We start from the raw sequence: 23,704 nt of genomic DNA, 5'->3' as shown, positions 1-23,704 counted from the left end.
GTCCGAAGGGATTCACGGAACCCCCGTCCCGCGAACCGACGTTGCCGCGTTAGATGACGCGGTTCTGGAGGTAGTCGAGGTGCTTCGCGTTGTAGACGATCTTGACTTCCTCCGCTTCGGGGCTGCCGATGCAGGTGAGGCGGACGTTCTTCTCCTCGACCTCCTCGTCGGAGAGGATCTGCTGCATGTCCATGTTGATCTCGCCCTCCTTGAGGATGGCAGCGCAGTTCGCGCACGCACCGGCGCGGCACGAGAACGGCCAGTCGTAGCCCTGTGCTTCGGCGGATTCGAGGATGTAGCCGCCCTGCGGCACGTCGAGTTCGCCGTAGTCCTCGGCGTCGAGACCGGCGTCGGCGGCCTTCTCGAAGAGGTCGTCGTCCTCGATATCCCAGCCGTGGTCGTCCAGCACTTCGTAGTTGAGGTATTCGACGGTTGGCATCATCCGACGGTTCTACGGCCGGAGGCATATGGCTTGTGGGATACGTCCGCCCTCAGGGCGTGTAAAGCGGTATCAGGGTGAACAGTCCCCAGGACGCGGCGGCGGCGATAGAGGGGGTGAGCACCCAGAGCATGACGACGCGTGCGGTGGTAGATGGGTCGAAGAGGTCGCTCGCGACGAGTTCGTCCGGGTCCTCCTCGCCCATCGCGGGGACTTCGTCGGGGCGGTCGGCGGCGAGCGCGTTCATGCTGACTTTCGCGTCCACGTCCCCGCGCGCCACGTCGGTCGCTTTCACGGTGCGGGTGGCGCGCCCCCAGCCGAGGCCGACGATGCACATGGTGGCGGAGACGGCGAGGCTAGCGGGGATGCCGATGACGGAGAGGAAGGTGATGAGGGAGGCTGAGACGACTTCGACGATGAGCGCGGCGAGCAGGGGGAGGTCGGTGAGGTCGTTACCGACGGTGTCGAGGGTGCGGCGGGCGATGGTGAACGCACCGACGCCAATAGCCGCGCCAGCGAGGAGGACGCCGCTGCTGGCGGTGATGGCGTCGCTCCCGACGAGCGGCGCGACGGCGTTCGCGACGTTGGACGCGCCGGCGGAGAACGCCATGTAACAGCCGATGACGACGACGAGCGCGCTCGCGAGGAGTTCGCGGCCGGTGGCGTCGTCGGCGATGCGCGGCCGTCCGCCCTCCAGGTAGACGACGGAGCGTTCGGACTTCTCGATGGGGAAGGCGGCGTCGAGGTAGGGGTAGAGGTAGCGGCCGATGACCGCGCACAGCCAGAACGCGAGAATCGGGGCGACGAGCCACCAGACGACGATTTCGCCCATGACGGCCCAGTCGAGCGTGCCCGAGGCGACGCCCAATCCGGCGATAGCGCCGACGGCGGTCATGGAGGTGGACGCGGGAACGCCGAACGTGTTCGAAATGAGGAGCGCGAGGCCGACGAAGAAGAGGACGCCGACGGACGCGGCGAGCGTGAACGTGTCCGCGGGAACGATGTCGCCGCCCATCGTGTCGATGACGTTCCGGCCGACCGTCCACCCGCCGAGTAACGCGAACCCCGTCATGAGGCCGGCGGCACCGAGTTTGGAGACGACGTTACTCCCGACGGCGGGCCCGAACGCGACGCCCGTCGACGACCCGCCGATGTTGAAACCGACGAACGCGGCGACCGCGAGACCGACGATAAGGAGCAGTTCCATCTACCCGGCATAGTCGATGGCGGCGTTTCAACCCCCCGAAAAACCGGCGGCGTTTTTCCCGGTCGGGTTCGAACTCCGGGTATGTTCGAGTCCTTCGAGGTCGTCCCCGCCGTGGACATGCAGGACGGGGAGGTCGTGCAGTTAGTGCAGGGGGAGCGCGGCACCGGGAAGACGTACGGCGGCCCGCTCGCCGCCGCCGAGAACTGGGTGGACGCGGGCGCAGACACCTTGCACCTCGTCGATTTGGACGGTGCGTTCGAGGGCGAGCGAAAGAACGCGGACGCCGTCGAAGCCATCCTCGCGGCGGTCGACGTGGACGTCCAGCTCGGCGGCGGCGTGCGCACCGCGGCGGACGCGATGAGCCTCCTCCGGCTCGGCGTGGACCGCGTCATCCTCGGGACGGCGGCCGTCGAGGACCCCGGAATCGTGGATGTCGTGACGAACAGCTATCCCGACGGCGTGCTCGTCAGCCTCGACGCGAAGGACGGCGAGGTCGTCGTCTCCGGCTGGACGGAGGGGACGGGACTCGACCCCGCGGACGCCGCGGAGCGCTACGAGGACCTCGGTGCGTCCGGCATCCTGTTCACCGACGTGGACGTGGAGGGACAGGAAGCGGGCGTACGAACCGAGGAAATCGAGCGCGTCGCGAGCGCCGTCGACATCCCAGTCGTCGCGTCGGGCGGCGTCGCCACCGTCGAGGACGTTGTCGCGACGAGGGACGCGGGCGCGGCCGCCGCCGTCGTCGGCACCGCGCTGTACGAGGGGAACTTCACGCTCCGCGAGGCGCAGGACGCCGTCGGGCAGCGCTAGACCCTTGTGGGGCGGCGTCGAAGGAGGGGTATGAGCGAGAGAAGCGCGAGCGTCGCACGCGCGACCGCCGAGACCGAAATCGAGGTCGCGCTCGACGTGGACGGAACCGGGGAGAGCGAGGTCGACACCGGCGTCGGCTTCTTCGACCACATGCTGGAGTCGTTCGCGAAACACGGCCTGTTCGACCTCACGGTCTCCTGTGTGGGCGACCTCGACATCGACGACCACCACACCGTCGAGGACGTGGGTATCGTCCTCGGGCGCGCGTTCGCGGACGCGCTCGGCGACAAGTCGGGCCTGGAGCGGTTCGCGGACCGCCGCGTCCCCCTCGACGAAGCCGTCGCGAGCGTCGTCCTCGACCTCTCCGGTCGCCCGCTCTACGAATTCAGCGGGGAGTTCAGTCAGGCGTCCGTCGGCGAGTTCACGAGCGTGATGGCGCGGCACTTCTTCCGGTCGTTCGCGACGAACGCCGACGCGACGCTCCACGTCGAGGTCGCGGGCGAGAACGCCCACCACGAGATAGAGGCGCTGTTCAAGGCCGTCGCTCGCGCGCTGGACGACGCGACCCGCGTGGACGACCGACGGCAGGGCGTCGCGAGCACGAAAGGCCAACTGTAGATGTTCGACGAGATACTCGAAAAGTTCGAGGGAAGCCCCGGCCAGCAGGCCGTCATCCGCCTCCTGCTCGAACGCGGGTTCTCCGTGAACGACGAGGGCCGCGTCGTCTCCGGTGACATCGAAATCCCCTACACGCAGATAGCGCAGGAGGCCGGCGTCGACCGGCGGGTCGTGGACTCGACGACAGACGCGATTCTCGCGGACGACGACCTCACCCGCATCTTCCGGAACATCAGTCAGATTCCGAGCCTGATGGACCTCGCGCCCGTCCTCGACCTGACAGTGATAACCATCGCCGTGAACGACGCCGACGAGTCCGGTATCGTCGCGCAGGTCACGAGCCTCGTCGCCGAGTACGACATCAGCATCCGCCAGACAATCAGCGAGGACCCCGAGTTCACGGACGAACCACGGCTCTACCTCGTCACCGACGAGACGCTTCCCGGCGACCTCGTCACCGACCTGATGAACCTCGACTTCGTGCGGTCGGTCGAACTGTCCTGATGCCGGCGTCGTATCTGACTGTCGCGAACCCCGGACAGGCGTCGTTCGAGGTGCGGGGGTCCGAGTTCATCGGCCACATCCGTCGCGCCGCCACGACCGAGGACGCGGAGGCGTTCATCGACGCCGTTCGCGCGGAGTACGACGACGCGACGCACAACGTACCCGCGTACCGGGTACGGGTAGAGCAGGGCGGCCCCGGACGAGGCGGCGGAGCGACGAGCGGCGACAGCCGCGAGTCGGGCGGCCCGGGAGGCCAGTACATGTTGCGGGAGTACCAGAGCGACGACGGGGAACCGTCGGGGTCGTCGGGAAAGCCGGCGTTGAACGTCCTGCAGGGCGAGGAGTTGGAGAACGTCGTGGTGGTGGTGACGCGGTACTACGGCGGGACGAACCTCGGCGTGGGCGGATTGGTGCGGGCGTACTCGAAGGCGGTGAAGGACGTGATTGCGGACGCGGGAACGGTCACGGAGCGCCCGCAGGAGTCGTTCTCGGTGGCGGTGGCGTACGATGATTCGGGGACGGTTCGCGGCATCCTCGAATCCGCGGACTGCGCGTTCGACGCCGAGTACGGCGAGGACGTGGCGTTCGACGTGACCGTCGCGGTCGAGGACGCGGACGCGCTCCGGGACCGACTTCGGGACGCGACGAGCGGACGAGCAGACATCGCGTGACGGTGTGAGAGAGCGGCTTTTCGTGGAGGGTTTGCGGCGGTCGAGCGCGCGAGACCGCCGGCAAACGGTCCGACGCGACGAGCGGGCGCGCGGATATCGAGTAGTTTCGAACCGAAATGTCCTTTGTGTCGGGTTCCCACGCGATGGTATGAATCGGATTCGTGCGAGCGAGTATCACGACATCGCGAAGCCGAGCGACCCCCGGGTGTCCCCGGACGGGGACCGGGTGGCGTTCGTCCGACGGGTCCCCGAGGACGACGAGTCCTACGACGCCACCGTGCACGTAGTGCCCGTGGGCGGCGGGGAGCCGCGGCAGTTCACGACCGGCGAGGGCGCGGACTCCCAGCCGCGGTGGTCGCCGTCGGGCGACCGGCTCGCGTTCGTCAGCACCCGGGGTGGGGACGACGACCGCCCCCAGCTCTGGATTCTCCCGACGACCGGGGGCGAGGCGCGGCGCGTGACGGACGTGCCGGGCGGCGTCTCGAACCCCGAGTGGAGTCCGGACGGCGAACGCCTCCTGTTCACGCAGTCGGTGACCGAGACCGAGCGCGAGGACGGCATCGACCTCGAACTCCCCGACGAGGAGTACGAGCGCGACCCGCCGGACCCGCGCGTCATCGACCGGCACGTCTACCGCGCCGGCGCGCGCTACATCGACGACGCCCGCAGCCACGTCTACGTCCTCGACACCGACACCGACGAACTATCCCGACTCACCGAGGACGACCTCGACCACGTCTCCGCGACGTGGGGTGACGCGAGCACCGTCTACTTCGCCGTGAAGCGCGGCGAGAACCCGGACGACTCGATGACGTTCGACGTGGACGCCTACGACCTCGACGAAGAGGCGACGGAGACGGTGACCGAGGCGACGGGCTGGCTGCCGACGCTCGCCGCCACCCCGGAACGGCTCGCGTACACGTGGACGCCGCTGGAGAACGCGTCGATGCGCCAGTCCGAAATCGACGTGTTCGACCTCGAAACCGGGGACACAGAGACCGTCACCGACGACATCGACCGGACGGTGAGCGCGCTCGGCATGGAGTTCAGCGGCGACTCGCTGTACTTCGCGACGCCCGACGAGGGCCGCGTGACGCTGCGGCGCACCACCGATTCGGGTGTCGAGACCGTGCTTGACACCGGCGGACACATCGACGGGTTCTCCGTGTCGACGGACGCGGTGGCGTTCACGCAGTCCGAGTGGGACCATCCCGGCGACGTGTTCGCCGCGACGCCCGGCGGCGCGGAGGAAGTCCGCTTGACGCGGCTGAACAGCGACTACCTCGACGAGCGCGCCGTCTCGGAGCCTGAAGAACTGTGGTTCGAGAACGGCGAGGCCGACGAAATCCAGGGCTGGGTGCTCACGCCGCCGGACTTCGACCCCGACGAGGAGTATCCGCTCGCGGTGGAGATTCACGGCGGCCCGCACACGATGTGGAGCACCGCCGGGACGATGTGGCACGAGTTCCAGTCGCTCGCCGCCGCGGGCTACGTCGTCTTCTGGTCGAACCCCCGCGGTTCGACGGGGTACGGCGAGGACTTCGCGACCGCAATCGAGCGCGACTGGGGCGACGTGACGATGGTCGACGTGATGGCGGGTACCCGCGAAGTCGCGGACAGGGAGTACGTGGACGACGAGGACACGTTCGTCACCGGCGGCTCCTTCGGCGGGTACATGACCGGCTGGATGGTCGGGCACACCGACTACTTCGACGGCGCGGTCGCGCAGCGCGGCGTCTACGACCTCTCCTCGTTCTACGGTTCCACGGACGCGTTCAAGCTCGTGGAGGGCGACTTCGGCACGACGCCCTGGGAGGAACCCGACTTCCTCTGGGAGCAGAGTCCGGTCGCGTACGCCGACCAGGTGGAGACGCCGACGCTCGTGGTGCACGCGGACAACGACTTCCGCGTCCCCGTGAACAACGGCGAGATGTTCTACCTCTTCATGAAGAAGAACGGCGTCGACACCCGCCTCGTGCGGTATCCCCGGGAGGGCCACGAGCTCTCCCGGTCGGGCGAACCCGGGCACGTCGTCGACCGCCTCGAACGCATCGTCCGGTGGTTCGACGGCTACTCCGCGCACAGCGACGCCGACCGCGCGCTCGACCGCCCCGCGAACGACGGCCTGAGCGCGGATGACGAGGCCGACGAAGCGGACGGGACGGACACCGAGGAGTAAGGAGCGCTAGGTAGCCGTCCGGGGGTCGGCTTCGTTCGGAGAACGTGGAGAAAAACCGCACGCATGCAGCGGTGTTCGAGGTGAAGGAAAGGGGTTAGACGAGGTAGGTTGCGACGAGCGTCGCGCCGGCGATAACGAATCCGCCGATGAAGAACGACCGCAGCGCGACGATGCGCGGCGAGGTGCGGTTCCACTCGTCGTGTTCCTGAAGGTCTTGCCAGGCGGTCATCGGATTCCGCCCCATCGCCTCCGCGTTCTCGATATGGTCGTCCGCGCCGCTCGTCAGCACCAGCGAGACGGAGGCAAACACGAAGGCGAGCGCGAGCGCGACGAGTCCAGGCGGGACGGACTGGAACGCGGCGACGGCGAGCGCGAGCGCGACGACAACGCCGGGGAGCAGGACGCCGTAAAGCGCGACGATGCGAAGCAGGCGTTTCATACACTCCCGGAAACGTCGGTTGTAGGTAAATTAGTCGACGATGATGTTCTCGTCGTCGACGACGGTCTGCTCCTCGGGTTGCATCTCGGACTCGTAGCGGTCGATCCAGTCCGCGAAGCACGTCGGGCAGAGGCGCTGTTGGTCAATCTGGGAGCGGTCGACCGTGACGCGGACGGTGCGGGCGAGCGCGTCCGACACGTCGTCCCCGCAGTGCGCGCAGGAATCCTCCGACATATCTACCGCATACACGCCGAGGTATAAAGAACTGCGGCGTCAGAACCCGTACGCGACCGCGAACGTCCAGACGAGCCCCCCGAGGGAGAAGACGAGGATCTGTCGCGCGATGCGCTGGCGTTCCGCCGGGTCCATTCGGTCACGCGCTTCGATCTGTTGCTCGTCGCCGCCGCGTGCGAACGACGCGAGGCGTTTCCAGAGCGAGTCCGGCAGGTCGTTCTCGCGCTCGGTCTTCGTCTCGACCACGGAGAGCGCGTAGAGGAGGAGCGCCAGCAGCGGCAGCGTGAGTACGATGAGCGCGAAGTCGGGCGCGACGCCGACGAGCACCGCGCCCGCGTAGACGACCGCGACGACCAGGAGGGGGAGGCCGACGGCGAGCACGAGCAGTGCGACCGGAGTCATACGTGAACACTCTCGCGAGCGACGTTGGGCGTTACGGTCGCTAGTTCGTGCGGAACGCGCGATCGCCCGCGTCGCCGAGGCCGGGGATGATGTAGCCTTCCTCGTTGAGGTGGTCGTCGATGCTGACGGTGAGAAGGTCGGCCTCGGGGAACCCGTCCTGCACGCGCAGCAGGCCGTCGGGCGCGGACACCGCGGAGAGCACGAAGAGGTTCTCCGGGTCCGCCTGTCCCTCCAGCACGGTGTCGAGCACGGTGCACATCGTGGAACCGGTGGCGAGCATCGGGTCCGCGACGATGACCGTGTCGTCCTCCGTGATTTCGGGGAGCTTCACGTAGTCGACCGTGATGGGGAACGTGCCGTCCTCGCGCTGCCCGGACTCGTCGCGGCCCGCGCTGATGACGCCCTGCTTCGCTCGCGGGAACGCCTTCAGCAGTCCTTCGACGAACGGCGTCGCCGCCCGCAGCACGTTGATGATGACCACGTCGTCCAGTCCCTTCACGCGCTCGCCCGTCGTCGGCGCGAGCGGCGTCTCCAGTTCGACGTACTCGGTCTCCATCACGCCGTCGATGACCTCGTAGCCGCAGATGCGGCCGAGTTTCACCAGGCCCTTCCGGAACCCGACCTGTTCCGTCGATTCGTCTCGAATCCGAGAGAGCGTGTCCTTCGCGAGCGCGTGCGTGATGACGTGCGCGTTCTCGCGGTCCTCGATTGGCATACCGGAAAAAGGGGCTGGGGATTGCGTTAAGGTGTCGGTTACGCGGCGCTACGCGCCGCGGGACAGGTGAGCGGGGAACACCGTGACCCGCAAACAAGGCGAACGCGCCACGAATCGACGTGGGAGTGGGAATCGTTCGCAGCGGCAACACGTAAGGGCGCGGGTGTCGTAGGCGTGTCAAACCGCGATGCAAGAGAGTATCTCCGGGTTCAAGGTTCGGGGTGACTGGGGCGATATCGTCGAGCACGGCGAGCGCGTGACGCGGGCGTTGCGGGACGCCGGCGTCGAGTCGGGCGCGCTGGAATCGTGGAACGAGTGGCGGCCGAAGGCCCACGAGCGCATCGACGAGGAGGTGTCGGAGAAGACGGCGGAACAGGCGAGCGTGGACGAGGGCGAAGGCGAGCGCGCGGGCCGGTCCGCGGACGACGACCTCGGGTCGGCGGGCGAGCGCCTCACCGAGTCCTACGAGAAACTGGGGGAGGACGACGTGGGTGGCGCGATGTCGAAGTGGCAGGACTCCATCGACTACGTCGCGCGCGCCGCCGACACCGCGGGCCGGAAGGCGCTCAGAACCATCGAGAACACGGTGTACCGGAAGGTGATGACGCAGATAGCGCCCTACTACTTCGACAACGACCTCGTGAGCGCGAACGTTCGGTACGTGCGCTCGCAGGAGGAGTTCGTGTTCGAGGTGAACGTGAACGACGACGACTTGAAGGACTCTGTACGCGAGTACCTCGACTCCTACGAGGAGGACGTGACGCGCTGGCACGTGGACGCGGAGAAGGACGTCGAGGACGTCGCGGCCGCGGAGGGCGTCGAACTGCCTGAGACGGACGCCGACACGAACCCGACGACGAACTAAGCGACACCCTCAAGCGTCGCCCTCTACACGGGAGCGTATGGCAGGTATCGCCGTTCTGGTCGTCGCCGCCATCGCGAGCCTCTTCATGGCGTGGGCCATCGGCGCAGGGTCGTCGGGGTCGACGCCGTTCGCACCCGCGGTCGGCGCGAACGCAATCCCCGTGATGCGCGCAGGCTTCCTCGTCGGCATCCTCGGCCTCGCCGGCGCGGTGTTCCAAGGGGCGAACGTGAGCGAGGCGGTCGGACAGGACCTCATCATCGGACAGTCGCTCTCCCCGACAGCCGCCGTTATCGCGCTCACCATCGCCGCGGTGCTCGTCGCTATCGGCGTGTTCGCGGGCTACCCCATCGCCACCGCGTTCACCGTCACTGGCGCGGTCGTCGGCACCGGACTCGCGATGGGGGGCGGTCCCGCGTGGGCGAAATACCAGCAGATAGCGGCGCTCTGGGTGCTCGTGCCGTTCGTCGGCGGCGGCATCGCGTACGCCACCGCGCGAGCGCTCCGCCGCCTCGACCGCGACCGCGTCGTCATCCCCGTTCTCGGCGGCGTCGTCGGCGTCATCGTCGCGAACGTGAAGTTCGTCTTCCTCGGGCCCGCGGGAACGAGTCAGTCGCTCTCCGCCGCCGTCACGCCCGGCCTCCCGGGTCGCGCCGGCGTGTCCTTCGTCGTCGCCGCGCTCGTCGCGCTCGTCCTCTACCGCGAAATCGACCGCGACCCCGCGCGCGGCCAGCGACGGTTCCTCCTCGCACTCGGCAGCCTCGTCGCGTTCAGCGCCGGCGGCAGCCAGGTCGGATTGGCCGTCGGCCCGCTCCTCCCGCTCGTCGGCGAGGACATCCCCATCACGTACGTGCTCGTCGGCGGCGGCATCGGCCTGCTCGCCGGGTCGTGGACGGGCGCGCCCCGGATGATAAAAGCGCTCAGTCAGGACTACTCCAGCCTCGGCCCGCGGCGCTCGATTGCGGCGCTCATCCCGAGCTTCGCCATCGCGCAGACCGCGGTGTTCTTCGGCATTCCGGTCTCCTTCAACGAGATAATCGTCTCCGCCATCATCGGCAGCGGGTACGCCGCAGCGGGCGCTGGCGGCGGCGTGAGCAAGCGGAAAATGGTGTTCACCGTGCTCGCGTGGATCGGGTCGCTCGCGCTCGCGCTCGGCGCGAGCTACGGCGCGTACGTCGCTGTCGACGCGGTGCTCTAGGCCTCGGGTTCGTCCTCGGCTTCGAGCGACTCCGCGTCCTCGACCGGCTCCTCGACCCGGGAGACCCGGGCTTTCATGATGCGCGTGTTCTCCACTTTCTCCGCGCGGAGTTCGACGCCGTCGTACTCGAACGTCTCACCCTCCTCCACGAGTCGGCCCGCGCGGTTGAAGATGAAGCCCGCGATGGTTTCGAACTCCTCGCCCTCCGGGAGGTCGATGTCGAGCGCGTCGTTCACCTCGTCGATGTTCACCTCGCCGCGGACGAGCACGGAGTCGTCGTCCACGAACGTCACGGGCTTTTCCTCCTCGCCCTCCAGGATTTCGCCGACGATCTCCTCGATGAGGTCCTCCGTCGTGATGAGTCCCTCCGTGGTGCCGAACTCGTCGATGACGACCACCATGCCGACGCGTTCCTCCTGCATCTCCGCGAGGAGTTCGTCCACGTTCTTCGACTCCGGAACGTGCAGGGTCGGTTCGATGAGGTCGGAGAGCGGAACCTCCTCGCCCTCGCCGTAGACGTGCTGGCGGACGAGGTCGCGGAGCGCGACCACGCCGATGACGTTGTCCAGACTCCCCTCATAGATGGGAAGGCGTTCGTGGCCGGACTGCACGCACGTCTGAATCGCCTCGTCCACGGACGCGTCCTTCGCCACCGCGTCCACGTCGAGGCGCGGCGTCATCACTTCCTTCGCGATGGTGTTGTTGAACCGGAAGATGCGCTGGAGCATCTCGCGTTCCTCCTCCTCGATGACGCCCTCGCGCTCCCCGGTCTTGATCATCTCCTGAATCTCGTCACGGGAGACGTACGAGGTCTCGATGGCCGCGCGACCACCGGTGACGCGGTTGACGAGCCGCGTGAGGTAGTCGAACAGCACGACGAGCGGGTAGAGGATGCGTTCGGAGAGCTTGAGGAAGGGCGCGACGCGGAGCGACCACGACTCCGTGTGTTCGACCGCGTACGACTTCGGCCCGGACTCCCCGAAGAGGAGGACGAGCGCCGTGACGCCGAGCGTCGACACGAGCACCGCGACACCGGAGTTCGTGACGTACATCCCGACGAGCGCCGTGGCGAGCGACGACATCGCGATGTTCACGAGGTTGTTCCCGACGAGAATCGTCACGAGGAGGCGGTGCGGGTCCTCCTTGAGGTCCGCCACGGCCTCCGCACCGGGGATGTCGTCGTCGCGGAGCGCGTCGATGCGGTGGCGGGCGATGGAGAACATCGCTATCTCGGACGACGAGAAGAACGCCGACAGCGCCATCAGGAGGATTATCGCAGCCGCGCCGAGCACGGCGTACGTATCAGTCCCGAGTGTCACGCCGAACACCAGCGGTGTCAGTACCGGAGACAAACCCACAATAGTCGTGGGTTTCGTCCGCTGCCGATTAAACGTTATCCCCTGCGTGCCGCGGGCAACACGTTTACGCCGGGTTCGACCGAACAACGAGGTATGAGCGCGAGCGAAGCAACCCCGACACCGGAGAGCGCGGACGCCGACGTCCTGCTCTACCGGCTACAGGCGTGTCCGTTCTGTGAGCGCGTCGTCCACAAGCTCGACGAGTACGATATCGACTACCACTCGCGGTTCGTCGAACCCCTCCACTCGGAGCGGGACGCGGTGAAGCGCGTCGTCGGCGCGCGCACCGTCCCCGCCATCATCGACGAGAACACGGGGGTCGCGATGGCCGAATCCGGGAACATCGTCGACTACCTCGACCGAACCTACGGGGGTGAGGACTGATGGACTTCGACGTGGTGAGTCTCCCCGACGCGGACCACGTGGAGGCGGGCGAGCAAGCGCCGAACTTCACGCGGCCGCTCGTGAACGACGAATACTGGGAGGACACCTCTCTCACGGACCTCCTCGACGAATCGCCCGTCGTGTTGGTGTTCCACTCGATGGACGGCGCGTTTCCGGCGACGTACGCGTGGCAGGAACTCGCGGAGCGCGAGTTCGAACAGTACGGCGTCCAGGTGGTCGGTCTCTCCATCTCGTCGCCGTACGAGCACAAGCGCACCATCGAGGAGCGCGGCATCGAGCAGTACGCGCTGTTCAGCGACCCCGCGAACGACGTGGCGCGCAAGTACGGTATCGAGCACGACCTCGACGGCATGACCGGCATCGAGGAGCCGCGGCCGGCGGTGTACGTGGTCGACGAGGACCGCACCGTCGAGTACGCGTGGGTCGCTTCGGAGTGGCCGGAGTTCCCGGACTACGACGAGATCGAAGCCGCGGTCGACGACCTGTAGATGTCGCTCACGGACGCCACCGCCGCCATCGACGACGGCGGCCTCGTCGTCTACCCGACGGACACCGTCTACGGTCTCGCCGGCGACGCCCTCGACGCCGACGCGGTGGAGCGCGTGTTCGCGGCGAAGGGCCGCGACCGCTCGAAACCGCTGTCGATGGGCGTCGGCAGCGTCGACGCCGCGCTCGACCACGTCCACGCGAGCGAGCGCGAGGAGGCGTTCATGCGGGAGTTCCTCCCGGGCGCGGTGACCGTGGTGTGCGAGAAGCGCGGGAGCGTGCCGGACGCGCTCACCGGCGGGAAACCCAAGGTGGGCGTGCGGGTGCCCGACCACGACCTGGCGCTCGACTTCCTCGCCACCGCGGGGCCGGTGACCGCGACGAGCGCGAACCGGAGCGGTCGCTCGAACGCCCGCCGCACCAGCGACCTCGACCCCGAAATCCGGGACGCCGTCGGCGTGGTGCTGGACGGCGGCGAGACGCCGGGCGGCGAGAGCACCGTGGTGGACGCCGGCGCGGGCGTGATTCACCGCCGCGGCCGGGACGCGGACCGTATCGAGGCCTGGCTAGAGGAGCGACCGTAGGCTCCGCGTTTTCGCCCCGCACTCCGCCCGATAGTCGCAACTCCCGCAGCGCGCGGTGTCGCGGAGGCGCGGCGGCGGGCCGTCCAGTCCCTCGACGGCGCGGAGCGTGCGGCGGTAGAGCGCGCGATTCCCCGCAGTCAATCGTACCTCTCGGACGACGCCGTGCCGGGGGTACTCGACGAGCGCGGACTCCACAGGAGTGCGTTCGCGCCACGCGAGCGCGAGCGCCGCGGCGACGGCGCGGACGCGCTGTGGCTCCCACACACCGCTGTCCGCGGGGTCGCCCGGCGAGACGAGCACGGGCCGGAGCGGGTCGTATCCGATTTTCTGCACGAGACCCCGGCAGTCACGGCCCTCCACGAGCACGTCGCGCTCGGGCGGGTCGGTGAGCGTCCGCCAGCAGTCGCGCTCGCGGAGCGCGCGGAGGCGTCGCCGGTAGGTGTCGGGGTCGACGGCGAGGTCGAAGGTTCGGAGCGCGGTGTCCGACGCGAGGAGGAACTCGGGGTAGCGCGCGGCGATTTCGTGCGCGCGTTCGGCCGCAGCCGGCATCCCGTCGGGCGGGTCGCGCCGCCGATAGTAGAGCTGGCGCGGACAGTACGCCGCCGTCGCGAGCGCGCTGAACGAAGTTGTCACGTCGTCCGCTGGCCGCGCTCTCCTACTTGAACACTCGGCCGAACCACCGCGGAGAGCAGGTGGAAAAACGAGGCGGAGAGAACGGGAGAAAGAGAATTGTCGTGGGCGGTTTCAGGGGTTAAAGCGAGATGTCCATCTCCTGGCCTTCGGTGGCTTCGTCGAGGCCGTCCTCCTGCACGCTCTCGGTGAGGGGGTCGGTGAGTTCGCGGTCGGTGAGGATGGCCTCGAATTCGTCGCGGTAGCGGTCGTTGACGCGGCGGATGTCGCGGCGGGTGTCGCGGACGCGGCGGTAGCGTCGGACGGTACTGGTGCTGACGTCGAGAGCGTCGGCGGCGTCCGTGAGGGTGTCGTGGTCGTCGAGCGCCGCGTCGAGCGTTTCGAACTCGAATGGTGCGTCGAGGTCGGATTCGGTGAGGAGGTGGAGGTCGAGGCGGGCGCGGGTGACGGTTTCGGACGTGGTGTCGAGGTCGCGGGCGATGGCGGCGTCGGCTTCGTCGGCGTAGAACCCGCGGACGACGCGGACGTACTCCTCGGTGTCGAGGTCGGTGGTGAAGTCGAGGGCCTCGTGCATGTGGGCGACGGTGTCGCGGAGGCGGTCGTCCACCTCGTCGTCGGAGGCGAGAGTGCCGTGGGTCTCCGTCTGGGTCTCGGTGACGGTGTCCTCCTCGGTGACGTCGAGGAAGATGTCGCGGAGCTCCTCGGTCTTCTCGTTCATGATGGTCAAAAGGCACGTCCCGCTCCGGTAAAGGCTTGATGGGTATTCTCACGCGGTGAGAGAAGTCGTAAACCAGTAAGTTGAACACGGTTGACGGAAGGCGTGTGGGTATGAGTACGAACCACGAGTCGGTCGAACTGGTCGGCGACCAGGTCGTCGGAAACCTCGCACGCGCGGCGCTGTTCGCGGCGCTCACCGGCGTGTTCGCGTACGTCTCCTTCCAGCTTCCGGTGTCGAGCGTTCCGTTCACGCTGCAGGTGCTCGGCGTGTTCCTCGCGGGCGCGTTCCTCGGGCCGGTCTGGGGGTTCGCGGCGATGACGCTGTACGTCGTCGCGGGCGCGGTCGGCGTCCCCGTCTACGCGTACGGCGCGAGCGGCCTCGGTACATTGTTCGGCCAGTGGGGCGGCTACCTCTGGAGCTATCCGCTCGCCGCCGCCATCGTCGGGTACGCCGCGCACGGCGCGAACGGCCTCCGGGACCTCGACGCCATCTCGCTCCCCCGGTTGGTCGCCGGGATGGCCGTCGCAACTGTCCTCATCTACGCGTTCGGCACCGTCTTCTTCGCGTACGTCGGGAACGTCGGCCTCGTCGAGGCGGCGCTCACCGCCGCCGTTCCGTTCGTCCCCGCCGAACTCCTCAAGATGGGCGCGACCATCGCGGCGGTCCGCGCCGACGACATCACTGCATCCTGATGATTCGCACTGACTCGCTCGTCCACGAGTACGAGGGGACGCGCGCGCTCGACGGCGTCAGCCTCGACATCGCGGACGGCGAGTTCGTCGTGCTCGCGGGCGCGAACGGCAGCGGGAAGACGACGCTCGTCCGGCACTTCAACGGCCTGCTCGAACCCGACGCGGGCGACGTGCGGGTGAACGGAACGCCCGTCTCCGAAAACCTCGTCGCGGCGCGCGCGAGCGTCGGCATGGTGTTCCAGGACCCCCGCGACCAGTTCGTCGCCGGCACCGTGCGCGAGGACGTGGCGTTCGGTCCGGAGAACCTCGGCCTCCCCCGCGAGGAGGTCGATGAGCGAGTCATCGAGGCGCTGGACGCGGTGAACATGAGCGGGCGGGGCGACGAACTTCTGAGTCGGCTCTCGGGCGGCGAGCAGGAGCGCGTCGCCATCGCGGGCGTGCTGGCGATGCGGCCCGACCACGTCGTGCTCGACGAACCGTTCACGGGCCTCGACCAGCCCGCGCGGGAGAGCGTGCTCGACCGATTGGACGCCCTCCACGAGTCGGGGACGAGCCTCGTCGTCGTCACCCACGACCTCCGGGACGTGCTCTCGCGGGCGGACCGCGTCTGCCTGCTCTCCGAGGGACGCGTGCTCGCGGACGGCCCGCCCGAGGACGTGCGCGAGCGACTGCCCGAGGCGAGCGTGCGCGACCCGTGCTGACGCACGAACCCGGCGACTCCCCGGGCCATCGCCTCGACCCCCGGTCGAAGCTCGCGCTCCAGGCCGGGTTCGCCGCCGCCGCGTTCGCCCACACCACCCCCCGGGGTTTGCTCGCGCTCTCCGCGCTCGCGGTCGCCGGAACGCTCGCGTGCGGGCTCTCCCCCCGGAGCGCGCTCCGCGAGTACCTCGCCGTCCTCCCCTTCCTCGTGCTCGCACCGGTGATTCAGGCGCTCACGTGGGGCGCGCCCTGGATAGTGCCCGCCGACGCCGTACAGCCCGCGCTCGCGTCCTGGCGCACGCTCCTCCTCCTCCTGCTCGCCGCCGCCTACGTCCACACCACGCCCGTCTCCGAATCCCGCGCCGCAGTGGCGTGGCTCGTCCCCGGCCGCGTGGGGCGACTGCTCGGCGTCGGAACGGGCCTCGTCTTCCGCTTCCTCCCGCTCCTCCAGAGCGACGTGCGACGCCTCCGGGACGCCTCGCGCGCCCGCCTCGGCGACCAGCGCAGCGTCCGCGACCGCGTGCGACTCGTCGGCGTCGGCGGCCTCCGGCGCGCCCTCCAGCGCGCCGACCGCCTCGCGCTCGCCCTGCGCGCCCGCTGTCTCTCCTACAACCCCACGCCACCCCCGCTCGCCTTCGCGGGCCGAGACTGGGTCGCCGTCGCGCTCACGCTCGCACTTGTCGCAAGTGCGTACGCGGAACCGCTCGCCACGACCGTCGCGGCGCTCGCGTAACGGTTACAAGTGGTAGCCAGGACGGACAACTCGCCTCACAGCGTTAGCCGTTGTGGCAACCTTTAAGCGCGTCCTGTCCGGGATAACGCGTATGTCACTACTCGCGCAGGCGTCGGACGTGACGCGTCCGACCTTCTGGCGAATCGGCCACGTCGGCGAGGCCCTGTTCTACTATCTCGCCGCCGTCGCCATCGCCATCTTCCTGTACGGCGTCTACGACCGGTTCGCGCGCTACACCCGGGGAAGCGAGGACCCACGCGAGCGCGTGAACGACCTCGCGGGCCGCGTCGTCTCCGCCGCGAAAATCGTCGCGTCCAATGAGAAACAGTTCGACCGCGACCGCTACGCCGGCGTGATGCACCTCTTCATCCTCTGGGGCTTCCTCACGCTCCTCATCGGCACCACCATCCTCGCCATCGACATGGACATCTGGACGAAAGCGCTCGGCCAGCCGTCCTTCTGGACGGGCGACTTCTACCTCGCGTACTCGCTCGTGATGGACGCGCTCGGCCTGCTCTTCGTCGTCGGCGTCGGCATGGCGCTCTACCGGCGCTACTGGGCGAAGACCGACCGCCTCTACGGCAAGCACACGTCCGCCGAGGACGGCCTCTTCCTCTGGACGCTGTTCGGCCTCGGCGTCGGCGGCTACCTCCAGGAAGGTATCCGCATCCTCGGCACGAGCACCACCCGCGACGTGTCCTTCGAGACCGCGAGCTTCGTCGGCTGGTTCACCAAGGACGTGCTCCAGCTAGTCGGCGTGACGCCCGAGATGGCGACAGCCGCGTACGCGCCGCTCTGGTGGAGTCACGCCCTGCTCGCGCTCGCGTTCATCGCCGCCGTCCCGTACGCGAAGCCGTTCCACATGATTTCGAGCTTCGCGAACGTCGTCACGCGCGACGAGAACGCCGGCAGCCGCCTCCCCCGCGTTCCCGAGGACGCCAGCCCCGACGAGATCGGCGCGAGCGACATCGACGACTTCTCGTGGAAACAACTGCTCGACCACGACGCCTGCACCAAGTGCGGCCGGTGTTCCTCGGTGTGTCCGGCGAACGCCTCCGGGCGGAACCTCGACCCCCGTGACGTCATCCTCGACCTGAAGAACTACCGGGAGAGCGTCGACGCCGGCGGCGACGAGAAAGCCATCGTCGCGGACGGCGGGACGTCCGTCATCGACTCCTCGACGATGGAGTCCTGCATGAGCTGCATGGCCTGCATGGACGCCTGTCCGGTGGACATCGAGCACGTCACGCAGTTCACGGAGATGAATCGTCGTCTGACGGAGTCCGGCCAGATGGACGAGAACGTCCAGGAGACGATGATGGACCTCTTCCAGAACGGGAACAGCTTCGGCGACCCCGCCCGGAAGCGCCCGGACTGGGTCGAGGACCTCGACTTCGACGTGCCGGACGCCCGCGAGGAGAGCGTCGAGTTCCTCTGGTACGTCGGCGACTACCCGAGCTACGACGACCGGAACAAGAAGGTCGCGCGGTCGCTCGCCCGCATCCTCCACGAGTCGAACGTCTCCTACGGCATCCTCTACGAGGACGAACAGAACGACGGGAACGACGTGCGGCGCGTCGGCGAGGAAGGCCTCTTCGAGATGCTCGCGGAGGACAACATCGCGGCGTTCGAAGACTGCGACTACGAGAAGATCGTCACCACCGACCCCCACTCGTACAACACATTCTCGAACGAGTACGACCAGTTCGGGTTCGAGAACACGGACGCCGTCTACCACTACACGCAGGTCGTCGAGGAGCTCGTCACGGGCGACCGCCTCGGCCTTTCGGGGACGGAACTCGACTACACGGTCACCTACCACGACCCCTGCCACCTCGGCCGGTACAACGGCGAGTTCGAAGCGCCCCGCGAGGTCATCCGCGCGACCGGCGTGACGCTGGACGAGATGCCGCGCAACCGCTCGAACAGCTTCTGCTGCGGCGGCGGCGGTGGCGGCCTCTGGATGGACATCGACGAGGAGTCGAAGCCATCCGAGGAACGCATCCGGGAAGCCCTCGAAGACACCGACGCCGGCTCCGGAATCGACCGGTTCGTCGTCGCGTGCCCGATGTGCATGACGATGTACGAGGACGGCCGCAAAACGGGAAGCTTCGAGGACCAGATCGAAATCACGGATATCGCGGAGTTGGTCGTTGAAGCCCTCGATGCGAAGGCGGACGCGGCGGCGTCGGGCGATACGTCGCCCGCGGCGGCGGACTAGCGGTACTCGTTTTCGAGGAGTCGGTATCTGCGTTCGTCCGCGTACTCGCCGTCGTAGAAGAACTCGTCTTCGAGGCGCGCCTCCTCTTGGAAGCCGACGGATTCGAGCACGCCCGCGGAGGCGTCGTTGGAGGCGACGAGGCCGGCGCGGAGCTTGTGGAGGCGGCGCTCCCGGAACGCGTACTCGCAGACGGCGTCGAGCGCGTCGCTCGCGTATCCCTCGCCCTGATAGCTGGGGCGAATCCAGTAGGAGACCATACCGCGGCCGTGGCGTTCGTCCACGCGGAAGAGCGAGCACGCGCCCACGCGGCCGTCGTCGACGCGCACGACGAACCGCGCGCCCTCGTCCTCCAAGAGGCTTTCGCGCATCTCCTCCTGGGTGGTGGGTTCCGCCAGGAGGAGCGGGGTGCGGAGACGGTGGTCGTTCCACGCGCGAGCGAAGAACTCGACGTCGTCCTCCGCGGCCGGGTGAAGCGTCACGGTGTCGCCGGTGAGGAAGGCGGACATGCGTGGTGGTTCGCCGCGACCACGAAGAGCGTTCTCACTCCCCAACGAGCTCGCGGGCGTAGGGCGAGCGCGGGCGGTGCCGGCCCTCGAACCCGGGTTCGCGAACGCTTTTACTCGCCGCGGCCCGAGACCGAGTATGGACATCACGCGGCGGCCGCGCCGGCTGCGACGGGACGGCATCCGTGAACTGGTGAGCGAGACGAACTTGGAGAGTTCGGACCTCGTCGTGCCGATATTCGTGGACGCGACGACGGAGTCTCGAACGCCCATCGAGTCGATGCCGGGCCACGAGCGCGTGCCCGTGGAGGAGTCGGTGGCGCGCGTCGAGGAGGCCCTGGAGGCGGGCGTGGAGGCGGTGATGGTGTTCGGCATCCCCGAATCGAAGGACTCGCGGGGGTCGCGGGCGTGGGCCGAGGACGGCGTCGTGCAGCGGGCTGTCCGCCGCATCACCGCGGAGACGGACGCGTACGTCATCACGGACGTGTGTCTCTGCGAGTACACGGAGCACGGTCATTGTGGAATCTTGGAGGAGGACGCGGAAGCGGACGGTCGGCTGACCGTGCGGAACGACGAGACGCTCGACCTCCTCTCGAAGACCGCGGTGTCGCACGCCGAGGCGGGTGCGGACATGGTCGCGCCGTCCTCGATGACGGACGGGATGATCGGCGCGATTCGCGCGGGACTGGACGACGCGGGGTTCGCGAACCTTCCCGTGATGAGTTACGCGGTGAAGTACGAGAGCGCGTTCTACGGGCCGTTCCGTGACGCCGCGGACGGCGCGCCCGCGTTCGGCGACCGCCGACACTACCAGATGGACCCCGCGAACCGGCGGGAGGCGATGCGGGAAGCCCGCCTCGACGTGGAGGAGGGCGCGGACGCGCTGCTGGTCAAACCCGCGCTCCCCTACCTCGACATCGTGAGCGACGTGCGCCGCGAGTTCGACCATCCCGTCGCCGCGTACAACGTCAGCGGCGAGTACGCGATGCTGCACGCCGCCGCGGAGAAGGGCTGGCTCGATATCGAGGAGACGGCGATGGAGAGCCTGCTCTCCATCAAGCGCGCCGGCGCGGACCTCATCGTCACGTACTTCGCTGAACGAGTCGCAGACTCGCTCAGCTAACAACCGAACGTAGTTCGGTGACTTCGCCGAGCAGGTCGCGGACGCGCTCGACTGATGGGCGAAGGATCCGTCGAAGCGAGGGGATGACGATTATTTTTCGTGTAGAAGGCCGTGCGTCGCGGGGTTGGAGCGGCGCGCGCGGTGGCGGCGAACGACCACACACCCCGATGCAGGTAGTCGTTTGACACTACGTTCGGAAAGCGCTATGGAAACAATTGCCACACAATTGGACGGAATACATCCTTAAGGAGGTAATACCTGATTAGGTTTTGTCCATATGCGCACTAACTCCCCCTATATTTTTGTTTTCTGAAGCAAACCATTATATTCCACTCTTTCATGGTGTCCTCCCGTGAGTTAGACGCATGTTGAAACACAACACGGCAACATCGGTAGACGAACGTCCAATGAGTAGTTGCGGTACGGCGGAGGTGTCGTGATGGCGAGCCTCATCGAACTCGCTAGCGGCGTCCAGACGGTCTGGACGCTCGTCGTCTGCTTCCTCATCTTCTTCATGCAGCCCGGGTTCGCGCTGCTGGAGGCCGGACAGGTCCGCGCGAAGAACGCCGCCAACGTCGTCATGAAGAACATGATGGACTGGGCGCTCGGCGTCATCGTGTTCTTCCTCGTCGGGAACGCCGTCTACGCGCTCGCCGGCATGCTCACCACCGAGGGCGTCGCCGTCGACGTGAACGCCGCGTTCGCGTACATCGGCGACCCCGGCGCGTACGTCGGCTGGCTGTTCGGCGCGGTGTTCGCGATGACCGCCGCGACCATCGTCTCCGGCGCGGTCGCGGAACGCATGAAGTTCAGCGCGTACGTCTTCACCGCCATCTGCCTCACGGCGATCATCTACCCCGTCATCGGCGGGTTCGCGTGGGGCGGCAACGGATTACTGTCCAGCGCCGGCTACCTCGGACAGGCCATCGGCGCGGGCTACGAGGACTTCGCGGGCGCAACCGTCGTGCACATGCTCGGCGGCCTCGCCGGCCTCGTCGCGGCGGCCATGGTCGGCCCGCGGACGGGCCGCTTCGACGCTGACGGCAACCCACACCCGATTCCCGGCCACAGCGTCGTGTTCGCCGTCATCGGGACGTTCATTCTCGCGTTCGGCTGGTACGGCTTCAACGTCGGCACCCAAGCAGTCATCTCCGTCGGTGACGCCACCGAACTCGCCGGCGTCTCGTACAACGCCGACGCGCTCGGTCGCGTCGCACTGAACACCACGCTCGCGATGGGCGTCGGCGCGGTCGGCTCCACGATCGTCACCGCGTTCCGCGAGGGCAAGCCCGACCCGCTCTTCGCGGCGAACGGCCTGCTCGCCGGCCTCGTCGCCATCACCGGCGCGTGTTTCCACGTCACCTGGTGGGGCGCAGTCATCATCGGCCTCATCGGCGGCGTGCAGACGCCCATCGTCCACCGCTGGGTCGTCCGCAACCTCAAGATAGACGACGTCTGCGGCGTGTTCGCCGTGCACGGAAGCGCGGGCGCCATCGGCACCATCCTCATCCCGGTGTTCGCCGCGGACGGCTTCGGCGCGAGCCAGCTCGCGATGCAGGTCGCCGGCGTGCTCGTCATCGCCGTCTGGACCATCGTCACGATGTGGATCGCGCTCACCATCGCGGACGCCATCTGGGGCCTCCGCGTCGACGAGGACGAAGAAGAAGTCGGCCTCGACCAGGGCGAACACGGCATCGCCGCGTACCCCGAGTTCGGCGGCGAGGAAGCCACCGTCCGGGCTGATGGCAGTGGGATGCGCACGGGTGACCACCCCGCATCCGACGGTAGCGGCGAACTCCGCACCGACGGCGGCAACGAGGACGACGACCCCGAACTCGTCACGGACGGCGGCGTCGACCTCCCTGAAGACGGCCTCCGTACCGACGGTAGTGGGGAACGCACGGACGAACGTCCCGTTACCGACGGCGGCGAGGACGAGTCAGAGGACGGCCTCGAACTCAACTCTGATTCGGAGATCGACCTCGTGATGTCGGTCATCCGGCCCGACCGCCTGAGCGAGGTGAAGACCGCGCTCGCGGAGATCGGCGCGCCATCGCTCACCGTCACGAACGTCTCCGGGCGCGGCAGTCAGCCCGCGAAGACCGGGCAGTGGCGCGGCGAGGAGTACACGGTCGACCTCCATCAGAAGGTCAAAATCGAGTGCGTCGTCGCTGACATCCCCACGGAGGACGTGGTGGAAGCCATCGCGGACGCGGCGCAGACTGGCGAGAAGGGAGACGGGAAGGTGTTCGTCATCCCCGTCTCCGACGCCTACCAGGTCCGGACGGGGAAGACCGGTCCGGACGCGGTCTGAGCGGGCGAGTCGTATCGCGCGGGAACCGACAGCGAACTCCCATCCATCATCCACTTTTCGCTGTTCGAGTCGGTGAGCGGCGGCGCTACTCGTCGACGCGCAGGCGGAGCGTAACGTCGTCCGGGTCGGCGACAGTGATGCCGTCGGGCGTTCGATCGATATCGTAGTCGGCGTCCGCGAGTCGGTCGGCGGCCGCGTCGAGCGTCGCGTCGTCGGGGACGAGGAGTTCGTACCAGTCGAGGCCGCGGCCCTCGCTGGGCGTGGTGCGGCCCCGCCACGTATTGAGGCCGACGTGATGGTGGTAGTCGCCCGCGGCGACGAACAGGGCGTCGTCGCCGAACTCCTGGCGGACGGAGAGGCCGAGCGCGTCGACGTAGAACTCGCGGGCGGTCGCGAGGTCCGTGGATTCGAGGTGGACGTGGCCCACGTCGGTTTTCGGGGGTGCGTCGCGCGCGCCGGTGGCGTCCGCGGCGAGGTCGTCGAGGGCAAGCGGGTCGGTCGTCATCGCGACGCGGCCGTCCGCGACCGGCCACGCGTCCCGGGGGCGGTCGCGGTAGAGTTCGACGCCGTTGCCCTCGGGGTCGGCGAGGTAGAGCGCCTCGCTCACGCCGTGGTCGGACGCGCCGCCGAGCCGCCAGTGTTCTCGGACGCGTTCGAGGGCGTCCGCGAGCGCGCGCCGCGTCGGGAATCGGAACGCGACGTGGTAGAGGCCGGCGGCCGACCGCGGCCGGGCGGGAGCGTTCGCGTCCTCGCGGAGTTCGAGCAGGGGCGCGTCGCCGGCGCCGAGCGTGGCGCTGTCGGGCGTCCGGTCGAGAACAGTGAGACCGACGACGTCCCGGTAGAACGCGGTGAGTTCGCCGAGGTCGCTGACGGTGAGCGCGACGCGGCCGACCCGCGTCCCGTCGAGGCTGTCGTTCATGCGTGAACGGACGCGAGCGAGCGTATAAACGCCGGGGGCGG

Annotated in this window: 27 protein-coding genes; 16 read left to right on the top strand and 11 right to left on the bottom strand. The window is 68.2% G+C overall.

Features of this window, described 5'->3' with window-relative positions; translation table 11 throughout:
* Nucleotides 1-49 precede the first annotated feature (49 nt).
* Both fer and ACOZ4O_RS08485 read right to left on the bottom strand, forming a co-directional pair.
* A complete protein-coding gene (fer, locus tag ACOZ4O_RS08490; RefSeq protein ID WP_424524877.1) occupies nucleotides 50-439 on the bottom strand; it encodes a ferredoxin Fer in 390 nt (129 codons plus the stop codon).
* A gap of 52 nt (nucleotides 440-491) precedes the next feature.
* Nucleotides 492-1,646 carry an anion permease gene (locus ACOZ4O_RS08485; RefSeq protein ID WP_424524876.1) on the bottom strand — a complete coding sequence of 385 codons (1,155 nt, stop codon included), beginning with the start codon at nucleotides 1,644-1,646 and terminating at the stop codon, nucleotides 492-494.
* 81 nt (nucleotides 1,647-1,727) lie between these two features.
* On the opposite strand from ACOZ4O_RS08485, the gene hisA reads away from it, so the two are divergent.
* The 5 genes from hisA (at nucleotide 1,728) to ACOZ4O_RS08460 (ending at nucleotide 6,428) form a co-directional block, all read left to right on the top strand.
* Nucleotides 1,728-2,456 carry a 1-(5-phosphoribosyl)-5-[(5-phosphoribosylamino)methylideneamino]imidazole-4-carboxamide isomerase gene (gene hisA / locus ACOZ4O_RS08480; protein WP_424524875.1) on the top strand — a complete coding sequence of 243 codons (729 nt, stop codon included), beginning with the start codon at nucleotides 1,728-1,730 and terminating at the stop codon, nucleotides 2,454-2,456.
* Nucleotides 2,457-2,486: 30 nt separating this feature from the next.
* Nucleotides 2,487-3,074: an imidazoleglycerol-phosphate dehydratase HisB gene (gene hisB / locus ACOZ4O_RS08475; protein ID WP_424524874.1), complete on the top strand. Its 588-nt coding sequence runs from the start codon at nucleotides 2,487-2,489 to the stop codon at nucleotides 3,072-3,074.
* Nucleotides 3,075-3,578 carry an amino acid-binding protein gene (locus tag ACOZ4O_RS08470; protein ID WP_424524873.1) on the top strand — a complete coding sequence of 168 codons (504 nt, stop codon included), beginning with the start codon at nucleotides 3,075-3,077 and terminating at the stop codon, nucleotides 3,576-3,578.
* A complete protein-coding gene (locus ACOZ4O_RS08465) occupies nucleotides 3,578-4,249 on the top strand; it encodes an IMPACT family protein (RefSeq protein ID WP_424524872.1) in 672 nt (223 codons plus the stop codon). Before ACOZ4O_RS08470 ends, ACOZ4O_RS08465 begins: the two co-directional genes overlap by 1 nt.
* 148 nt (nucleotides 4,250-4,397) lie before the next feature.
* Nucleotides 4,398-6,428, top strand: a complete 2,031-nt coding sequence (locus tag ACOZ4O_RS08460; RefSeq protein ID WP_424524871.1) for a S9 family peptidase — start codon at nucleotides 4,398-4,400, stop codon at nucleotides 6,426-6,428.
* A 94-nt stretch (nucleotides 6,429-6,522) separates the two neighbouring features.
* On the opposite strand, the gene ACOZ4O_RS08455 is transcribed toward ACOZ4O_RS08460, so the two are convergent.
* Genes ACOZ4O_RS08455 through upp form a run of 4 tightly spaced genes read right to left on the bottom strand, consistent with a single transcriptional unit; the run spans nucleotide 6,523 to nucleotide 8,218 of the window.
* The gene (locus ACOZ4O_RS08455) at nucleotides 6,523-6,867 is read right to left on the bottom strand and encodes a hypothetical protein (protein WP_424524870.1); all 345 of its coding nucleotides are present in this window, start codon (nucleotides 6,865-6,867) and stop codon (nucleotides 6,523-6,525) included.
* Nucleotides 6,868-6,897: 30 nt separating this feature from the next.
* Nucleotides 6,898-7,101: a DUF7569 family protein gene (locus ACOZ4O_RS08450; RefSeq protein ID WP_424524869.1), complete on the bottom strand. Its 204-nt coding sequence runs from the start codon at nucleotides 7,099-7,101 to the stop codon at nucleotides 6,898-6,900.
* 39 nt (nucleotides 7,102-7,140) lie between these two features.
* Nucleotides 7,141-7,503, bottom strand: a complete 363-nt coding sequence (locus tag ACOZ4O_RS08445) for a hypothetical protein (RefSeq protein WP_424524868.1) — start codon at nucleotides 7,501-7,503, stop codon at nucleotides 7,141-7,143.
* 40 nt (nucleotides 7,504-7,543) lie between these two features.
* Nucleotides 7,544-8,218, bottom strand: a complete 675-nt coding sequence (upp, locus tag ACOZ4O_RS08440) for a uracil phosphoribosyltransferase (RefSeq protein ID WP_424524867.1) — start codon at nucleotides 8,216-8,218, stop codon at nucleotides 7,544-7,546.
* A 187-nt stretch (nucleotides 8,219-8,405) separates the two neighbouring features.
* Between upp and ACOZ4O_RS08435 the strand changes: the two genes are divergently transcribed.
* Together ACOZ4O_RS08435 and ACOZ4O_RS08430 are read left to right on the top strand one after the other, a co-directional pair.
* Nucleotides 8,406-9,083 carry a DUF5828 family protein gene (locus tag ACOZ4O_RS08435; protein ID WP_424524866.1) on the top strand — a complete coding sequence of 226 codons (678 nt, stop codon included), beginning with the start codon at nucleotides 8,406-8,408 and terminating at the stop codon, nucleotides 9,081-9,083.
* 37 nt (nucleotides 9,084-9,120) lie between these two features.
* Nucleotides 9,121-10,278: an anion permease gene (locus ACOZ4O_RS08430; protein ID WP_424524865.1), complete on the top strand. Its 1,158-nt coding sequence runs from the start codon at nucleotides 9,121-9,123 to the stop codon at nucleotides 10,276-10,278.
* Here ACOZ4O_RS08430 and ACOZ4O_RS08425 read toward each other — a convergent pair.
* A complete protein-coding gene (locus tag ACOZ4O_RS08425) occupies nucleotides 10,275-11,636 on the bottom strand; it encodes a hemolysin family protein (RefSeq protein WP_424524864.1) in 1,362 nt (453 codons plus the stop codon). The two genes, ACOZ4O_RS08430 and ACOZ4O_RS08425, sit on opposite strands and share 4 nt — an antisense overlap.
* 93 nt (nucleotides 11,637-11,729) lie before the next feature.
* Here ACOZ4O_RS08425 and ACOZ4O_RS08420 point away from each other — a divergent pair, with 93 nt between their 5' ends.
* The 3 genes from ACOZ4O_RS08420 to ACOZ4O_RS08410 are packed head-to-tail and all read left to right on the top strand — an operon-like array spanning nucleotide 11,730 to nucleotide 13,111.
* A complete protein-coding gene (locus tag ACOZ4O_RS08420; RefSeq protein WP_424524863.1) occupies nucleotides 11,730-12,020 on the top strand; it encodes a glutathione S-transferase N-terminal domain-containing protein in 291 nt (96 codons plus the stop codon).
* The gene (locus ACOZ4O_RS08415) at nucleotides 12,020-12,529 is read left to right on the top strand and encodes a peroxiredoxin family protein (RefSeq protein ID WP_424524862.1); all 510 of its coding nucleotides are present in this window, start codon (nucleotides 12,020-12,022) and stop codon (nucleotides 12,527-12,529) included. Before ACOZ4O_RS08420 ends, ACOZ4O_RS08415 begins: the two co-directional genes overlap by 1 nt.
* Nucleotides 12,530-13,111, top strand: a complete 582-nt coding sequence (locus ACOZ4O_RS08410) for an L-threonylcarbamoyladenylate synthase (protein WP_424524861.1) — start codon at nucleotides 12,530-12,532, stop codon at nucleotides 13,109-13,111.
* Here the strand turns inward: ACOZ4O_RS08410 and ACOZ4O_RS08405 are convergent.
* Nucleotides 13,094-13,744 (bottom strand): CRISPR-associated protein Cas4, encoded by a 651-nt coding sequence (locus ACOZ4O_RS08405; RefSeq protein WP_424524860.1) that lies wholly within the window; start codon nucleotides 13,742-13,744, stop codon nucleotides 13,094-13,096. The two genes, ACOZ4O_RS08410 and ACOZ4O_RS08405, sit on opposite strands and share 18 nt — an antisense overlap.
* A gap of 118 nt (nucleotides 13,745-13,862) precedes the next feature.
* Nucleotides 13,863-14,459 carry a conditioned medium-induced protein 4 gene (locus ACOZ4O_RS08400; protein WP_424524859.1) on the bottom strand — a complete coding sequence of 199 codons (597 nt, stop codon included), beginning with the start codon at nucleotides 14,457-14,459 and terminating at the stop codon, nucleotides 13,863-13,865.
* 110 nt (nucleotides 14,460-14,569) lie between these two features.
* Between ACOZ4O_RS08400 and ACOZ4O_RS08395 the strand changes: the two genes are divergently transcribed.
* From ACOZ4O_RS08395 to ACOZ4O_RS08380, 4 genes are all read left to right on the top strand, one after another.
* Nucleotides 14,570-15,151, top strand: a complete 582-nt coding sequence (locus ACOZ4O_RS08395; protein WP_424524858.1) for a biotin transporter BioY — start codon at nucleotides 14,570-14,572, stop codon at nucleotides 15,149-15,151.
* The gene (locus ACOZ4O_RS08390; RefSeq protein ID WP_424524857.1) at nucleotides 15,151-15,852 is read left to right on the top strand and encodes an energy-coupling factor ABC transporter ATP-binding protein; all 702 of its coding nucleotides are present in this window, start codon (nucleotides 15,151-15,153) and stop codon (nucleotides 15,850-15,852) included. Before ACOZ4O_RS08395 ends, ACOZ4O_RS08390 begins: the two co-directional genes overlap by 1 nt.
* Nucleotides 15,846-16,583 carry an energy-coupling factor transporter transmembrane component T family protein gene (locus ACOZ4O_RS08385; protein ID WP_424524856.1) on the top strand — a complete coding sequence of 246 codons (738 nt, stop codon included), beginning with the start codon at nucleotides 15,846-15,848 and terminating at the stop codon, nucleotides 16,581-16,583. Before ACOZ4O_RS08390 ends, ACOZ4O_RS08385 begins: the two co-directional genes overlap by 7 nt.
* Before the next feature lie 91 nt (nucleotides 16,584-16,674).
* Nucleotides 16,675-18,804, top strand: a complete 2,130-nt coding sequence (locus ACOZ4O_RS08380) for a (Fe-S)-binding protein (protein WP_424524855.1) — start codon at nucleotides 16,675-16,677, stop codon at nucleotides 18,802-18,804.
* Here the strand turns inward: ACOZ4O_RS08380 and ACOZ4O_RS08375 are convergent.
* Nucleotides 18,801-19,310 (bottom strand): GNAT family N-acetyltransferase, encoded by a 510-nt coding sequence (locus ACOZ4O_RS08375; RefSeq protein WP_424524854.1) that lies wholly within the window; start codon nucleotides 19,308-19,310, stop codon nucleotides 18,801-18,803. The two genes, ACOZ4O_RS08380 and ACOZ4O_RS08375, sit on opposite strands and share 4 nt — an antisense overlap.
* Before the next feature lie 136 nt (nucleotides 19,311-19,446).
* Here ACOZ4O_RS08375 and hemB point away from each other — a divergent pair, with 136 nt between their 5' ends.
* Both hemB and ACOZ4O_RS08365 read left to right on the top strand, forming a co-directional pair.
* Entirely contained in the window at nucleotides 19,447-20,430 is a 984-nt protein-coding gene (gene hemB / locus ACOZ4O_RS08370) for a porphobilinogen synthase (RefSeq protein ID WP_424524853.1), read from the top strand.
* Nucleotides 20,431-20,869: 439 nt separating this feature from the next.
* A complete protein-coding gene (locus tag ACOZ4O_RS08365; protein WP_424524852.1) occupies nucleotides 20,870-22,744 on the top strand; it encodes an ammonium transporter in 1,875 nt (624 codons plus the stop codon).
* Between the two features lie 85 nt (nucleotides 22,745-22,829).
* Here ACOZ4O_RS08365 and ACOZ4O_RS08360 read toward each other — a convergent pair whose 3' ends face one another.
* Nucleotides 22,830-23,663, bottom strand: coding sequence for a VOC family protein (locus ACOZ4O_RS08360; protein WP_424524851.1), 834 nt, complete (start codon nucleotides 23,661-23,663; stop codon nucleotides 22,830-22,832).
* Between the last annotated feature and the right edge of the window lie 41 nt (nucleotides 23,664-23,704).

It is taken from the genome of Salarchaeum japonicum, assembly GCF_049705945.1.
GTDB classification, from domain to species: Archaea; Halobacteriota; Halobacteria; order Halobacteriales; family Halobacteriaceae; genus Salarchaeum; species Salarchaeum japonicum_A.
The sequence above is the reverse complement of the archived record's forward strand: the minus strand, read 5'-3'. Positions and strand labels throughout refer to the sequence as shown.

What these genes read in the sequence shown, in the direction of transcription:
- fer (WP_424524877.1), bottom strand. Translation starts at nt 439, where the DNA reads ATGCCAACCGTCGAATACCTCAACTACGAAGTGCTGGACGACCACGGC.
- ACOZ4O_RS08485 (WP_424524876.1), bottom strand. Translation starts at nt 1,646, where the DNA reads ATGGAACTGCTCCTTATCGTCGGTCTCGCGGTCGCCGCGTTCGTCGGT.
- hisA (WP_424524875.1), top strand. Translation starts at nt 1,728, where the DNA reads ATGTTCGAGTCCTTCGAGGTCGTCCCCGCCGTGGACATGCAGGACGGG.
- hisB (WP_424524874.1), top strand. Translation starts at nt 2,487, where the DNA reads ATGAGCGAGAGAAGCGCGAGCGTCGCACGCGCGACCGCCGAGACCGAA.
- ACOZ4O_RS08470 (WP_424524873.1), top strand. Translation starts at nt 3,075, where the DNA reads ATGTTCGACGAGATACTCGAAAAGTTCGAGGGAAGCCCCGGCCAGCAG.
- ACOZ4O_RS08465 (WP_424524872.1), top strand. Translation starts at nt 3,578, where the DNA reads ATGCCGGCGTCGTATCTGACTGTCGCGAACCCCGGACAGGCGTCGTTC.
- ACOZ4O_RS08460 (WP_424524871.1), top strand. Translation starts at nt 4,398, where the DNA reads ATGAATCGGATTCGTGCGAGCGAGTATCACGACATCGCGAAGCCGAGC.
- ACOZ4O_RS08455 (WP_424524870.1), bottom strand. Translation starts at nt 6,867, where the DNA reads ATGAAACGCCTGCTTCGCATCGTCGCGCTTTACGGCGTCCTGCTCCCC.
- ACOZ4O_RS08450 (WP_424524869.1), bottom strand. Translation starts at nt 7,101, where the DNA reads ATGTCGGAGGATTCCTGCGCGCACTGCGGGGACGACGTGTCGGACGCG.
- ACOZ4O_RS08445 (WP_424524868.1), bottom strand. Translation starts at nt 7,503, where the DNA reads ATGACTCCGGTCGCACTGCTCGTGCTCGCCGTCGGCCTCCCCCTCCTG.
- upp (WP_424524867.1), bottom strand. Translation starts at nt 8,218, where the DNA reads ATGCCAATCGAGGACCGCGAGAACGCGCACGTCATCACGCACGCGCTC.
- ACOZ4O_RS08435 (WP_424524866.1), top strand. Translation starts at nt 8,406, where the DNA reads ATGCAAGAGAGTATCTCCGGGTTCAAGGTTCGGGGTGACTGGGGCGAT.
- ACOZ4O_RS08430 (WP_424524865.1), top strand. Translation starts at nt 9,121, where the DNA reads ATGGCAGGTATCGCCGTTCTGGTCGTCGCCGCCATCGCGAGCCTCTTC.
- ACOZ4O_RS08420 (WP_424524863.1), top strand. Translation starts at nt 11,730, where the DNA reads ATGAGCGCGAGCGAAGCAACCCCGACACCGGAGAGCGCGGACGCCGAC.
- ACOZ4O_RS08415 (WP_424524862.1), top strand. Translation starts at nt 12,020, where the DNA reads ATGGACTTCGACGTGGTGAGTCTCCCCGACGCGGACCACGTGGAGGCG.
- ACOZ4O_RS08410 (WP_424524861.1), top strand. Translation starts at nt 12,530, where the DNA reads ATGTCGCTCACGGACGCCACCGCCGCCATCGACGACGGCGGCCTCGTC.
- ACOZ4O_RS08400 (WP_424524859.1), bottom strand. Translation starts at nt 14,459, where the DNA reads ATGAACGAGAAGACCGAGGAGCTCCGCGACATCTTCCTCGACGTCACC.
- ACOZ4O_RS08395 (WP_424524858.1), top strand. Translation starts at nt 14,570, where the DNA reads ATGAGTACGAACCACGAGTCGGTCGAACTGGTCGGCGACCAGGTCGTC.
- ACOZ4O_RS08390 (WP_424524857.1), top strand. Translation starts at nt 15,151, where the DNA reads ATGATTCGCACTGACTCGCTCGTCCACGAGTACGAGGGGACGCGCGCG.
- ACOZ4O_RS08380 (WP_424524855.1), top strand. Translation starts at nt 16,675, where the DNA reads ATGTCACTACTCGCGCAGGCGTCGGACGTGACGCGTCCGACCTTCTGG.
- ACOZ4O_RS08375 (WP_424524854.1), bottom strand. Translation starts at nt 19,310, where the DNA reads ATGTCCGCCTTCCTCACCGGCGACACCGTGACGCTTCACCCGGCCGCG.
- hemB (WP_424524853.1), top strand. Translation starts at nt 19,447, where the DNA reads ATGGACATCACGCGGCGGCCGCGCCGGCTGCGACGGGACGGCATCCGT.
- ACOZ4O_RS08365 (WP_424524852.1), top strand. Translation starts at nt 20,870, where the DNA reads ATGGCGAGCCTCATCGAACTCGCTAGCGGCGTCCAGACGGTCTGGACG.
- ACOZ4O_RS08360 (WP_424524851.1), bottom strand. Translation starts at nt 23,663, where the DNA reads ATGAACGACAGCCTCGACGGGACGCGGGTCGGCCGCGTCGCGCTCACC.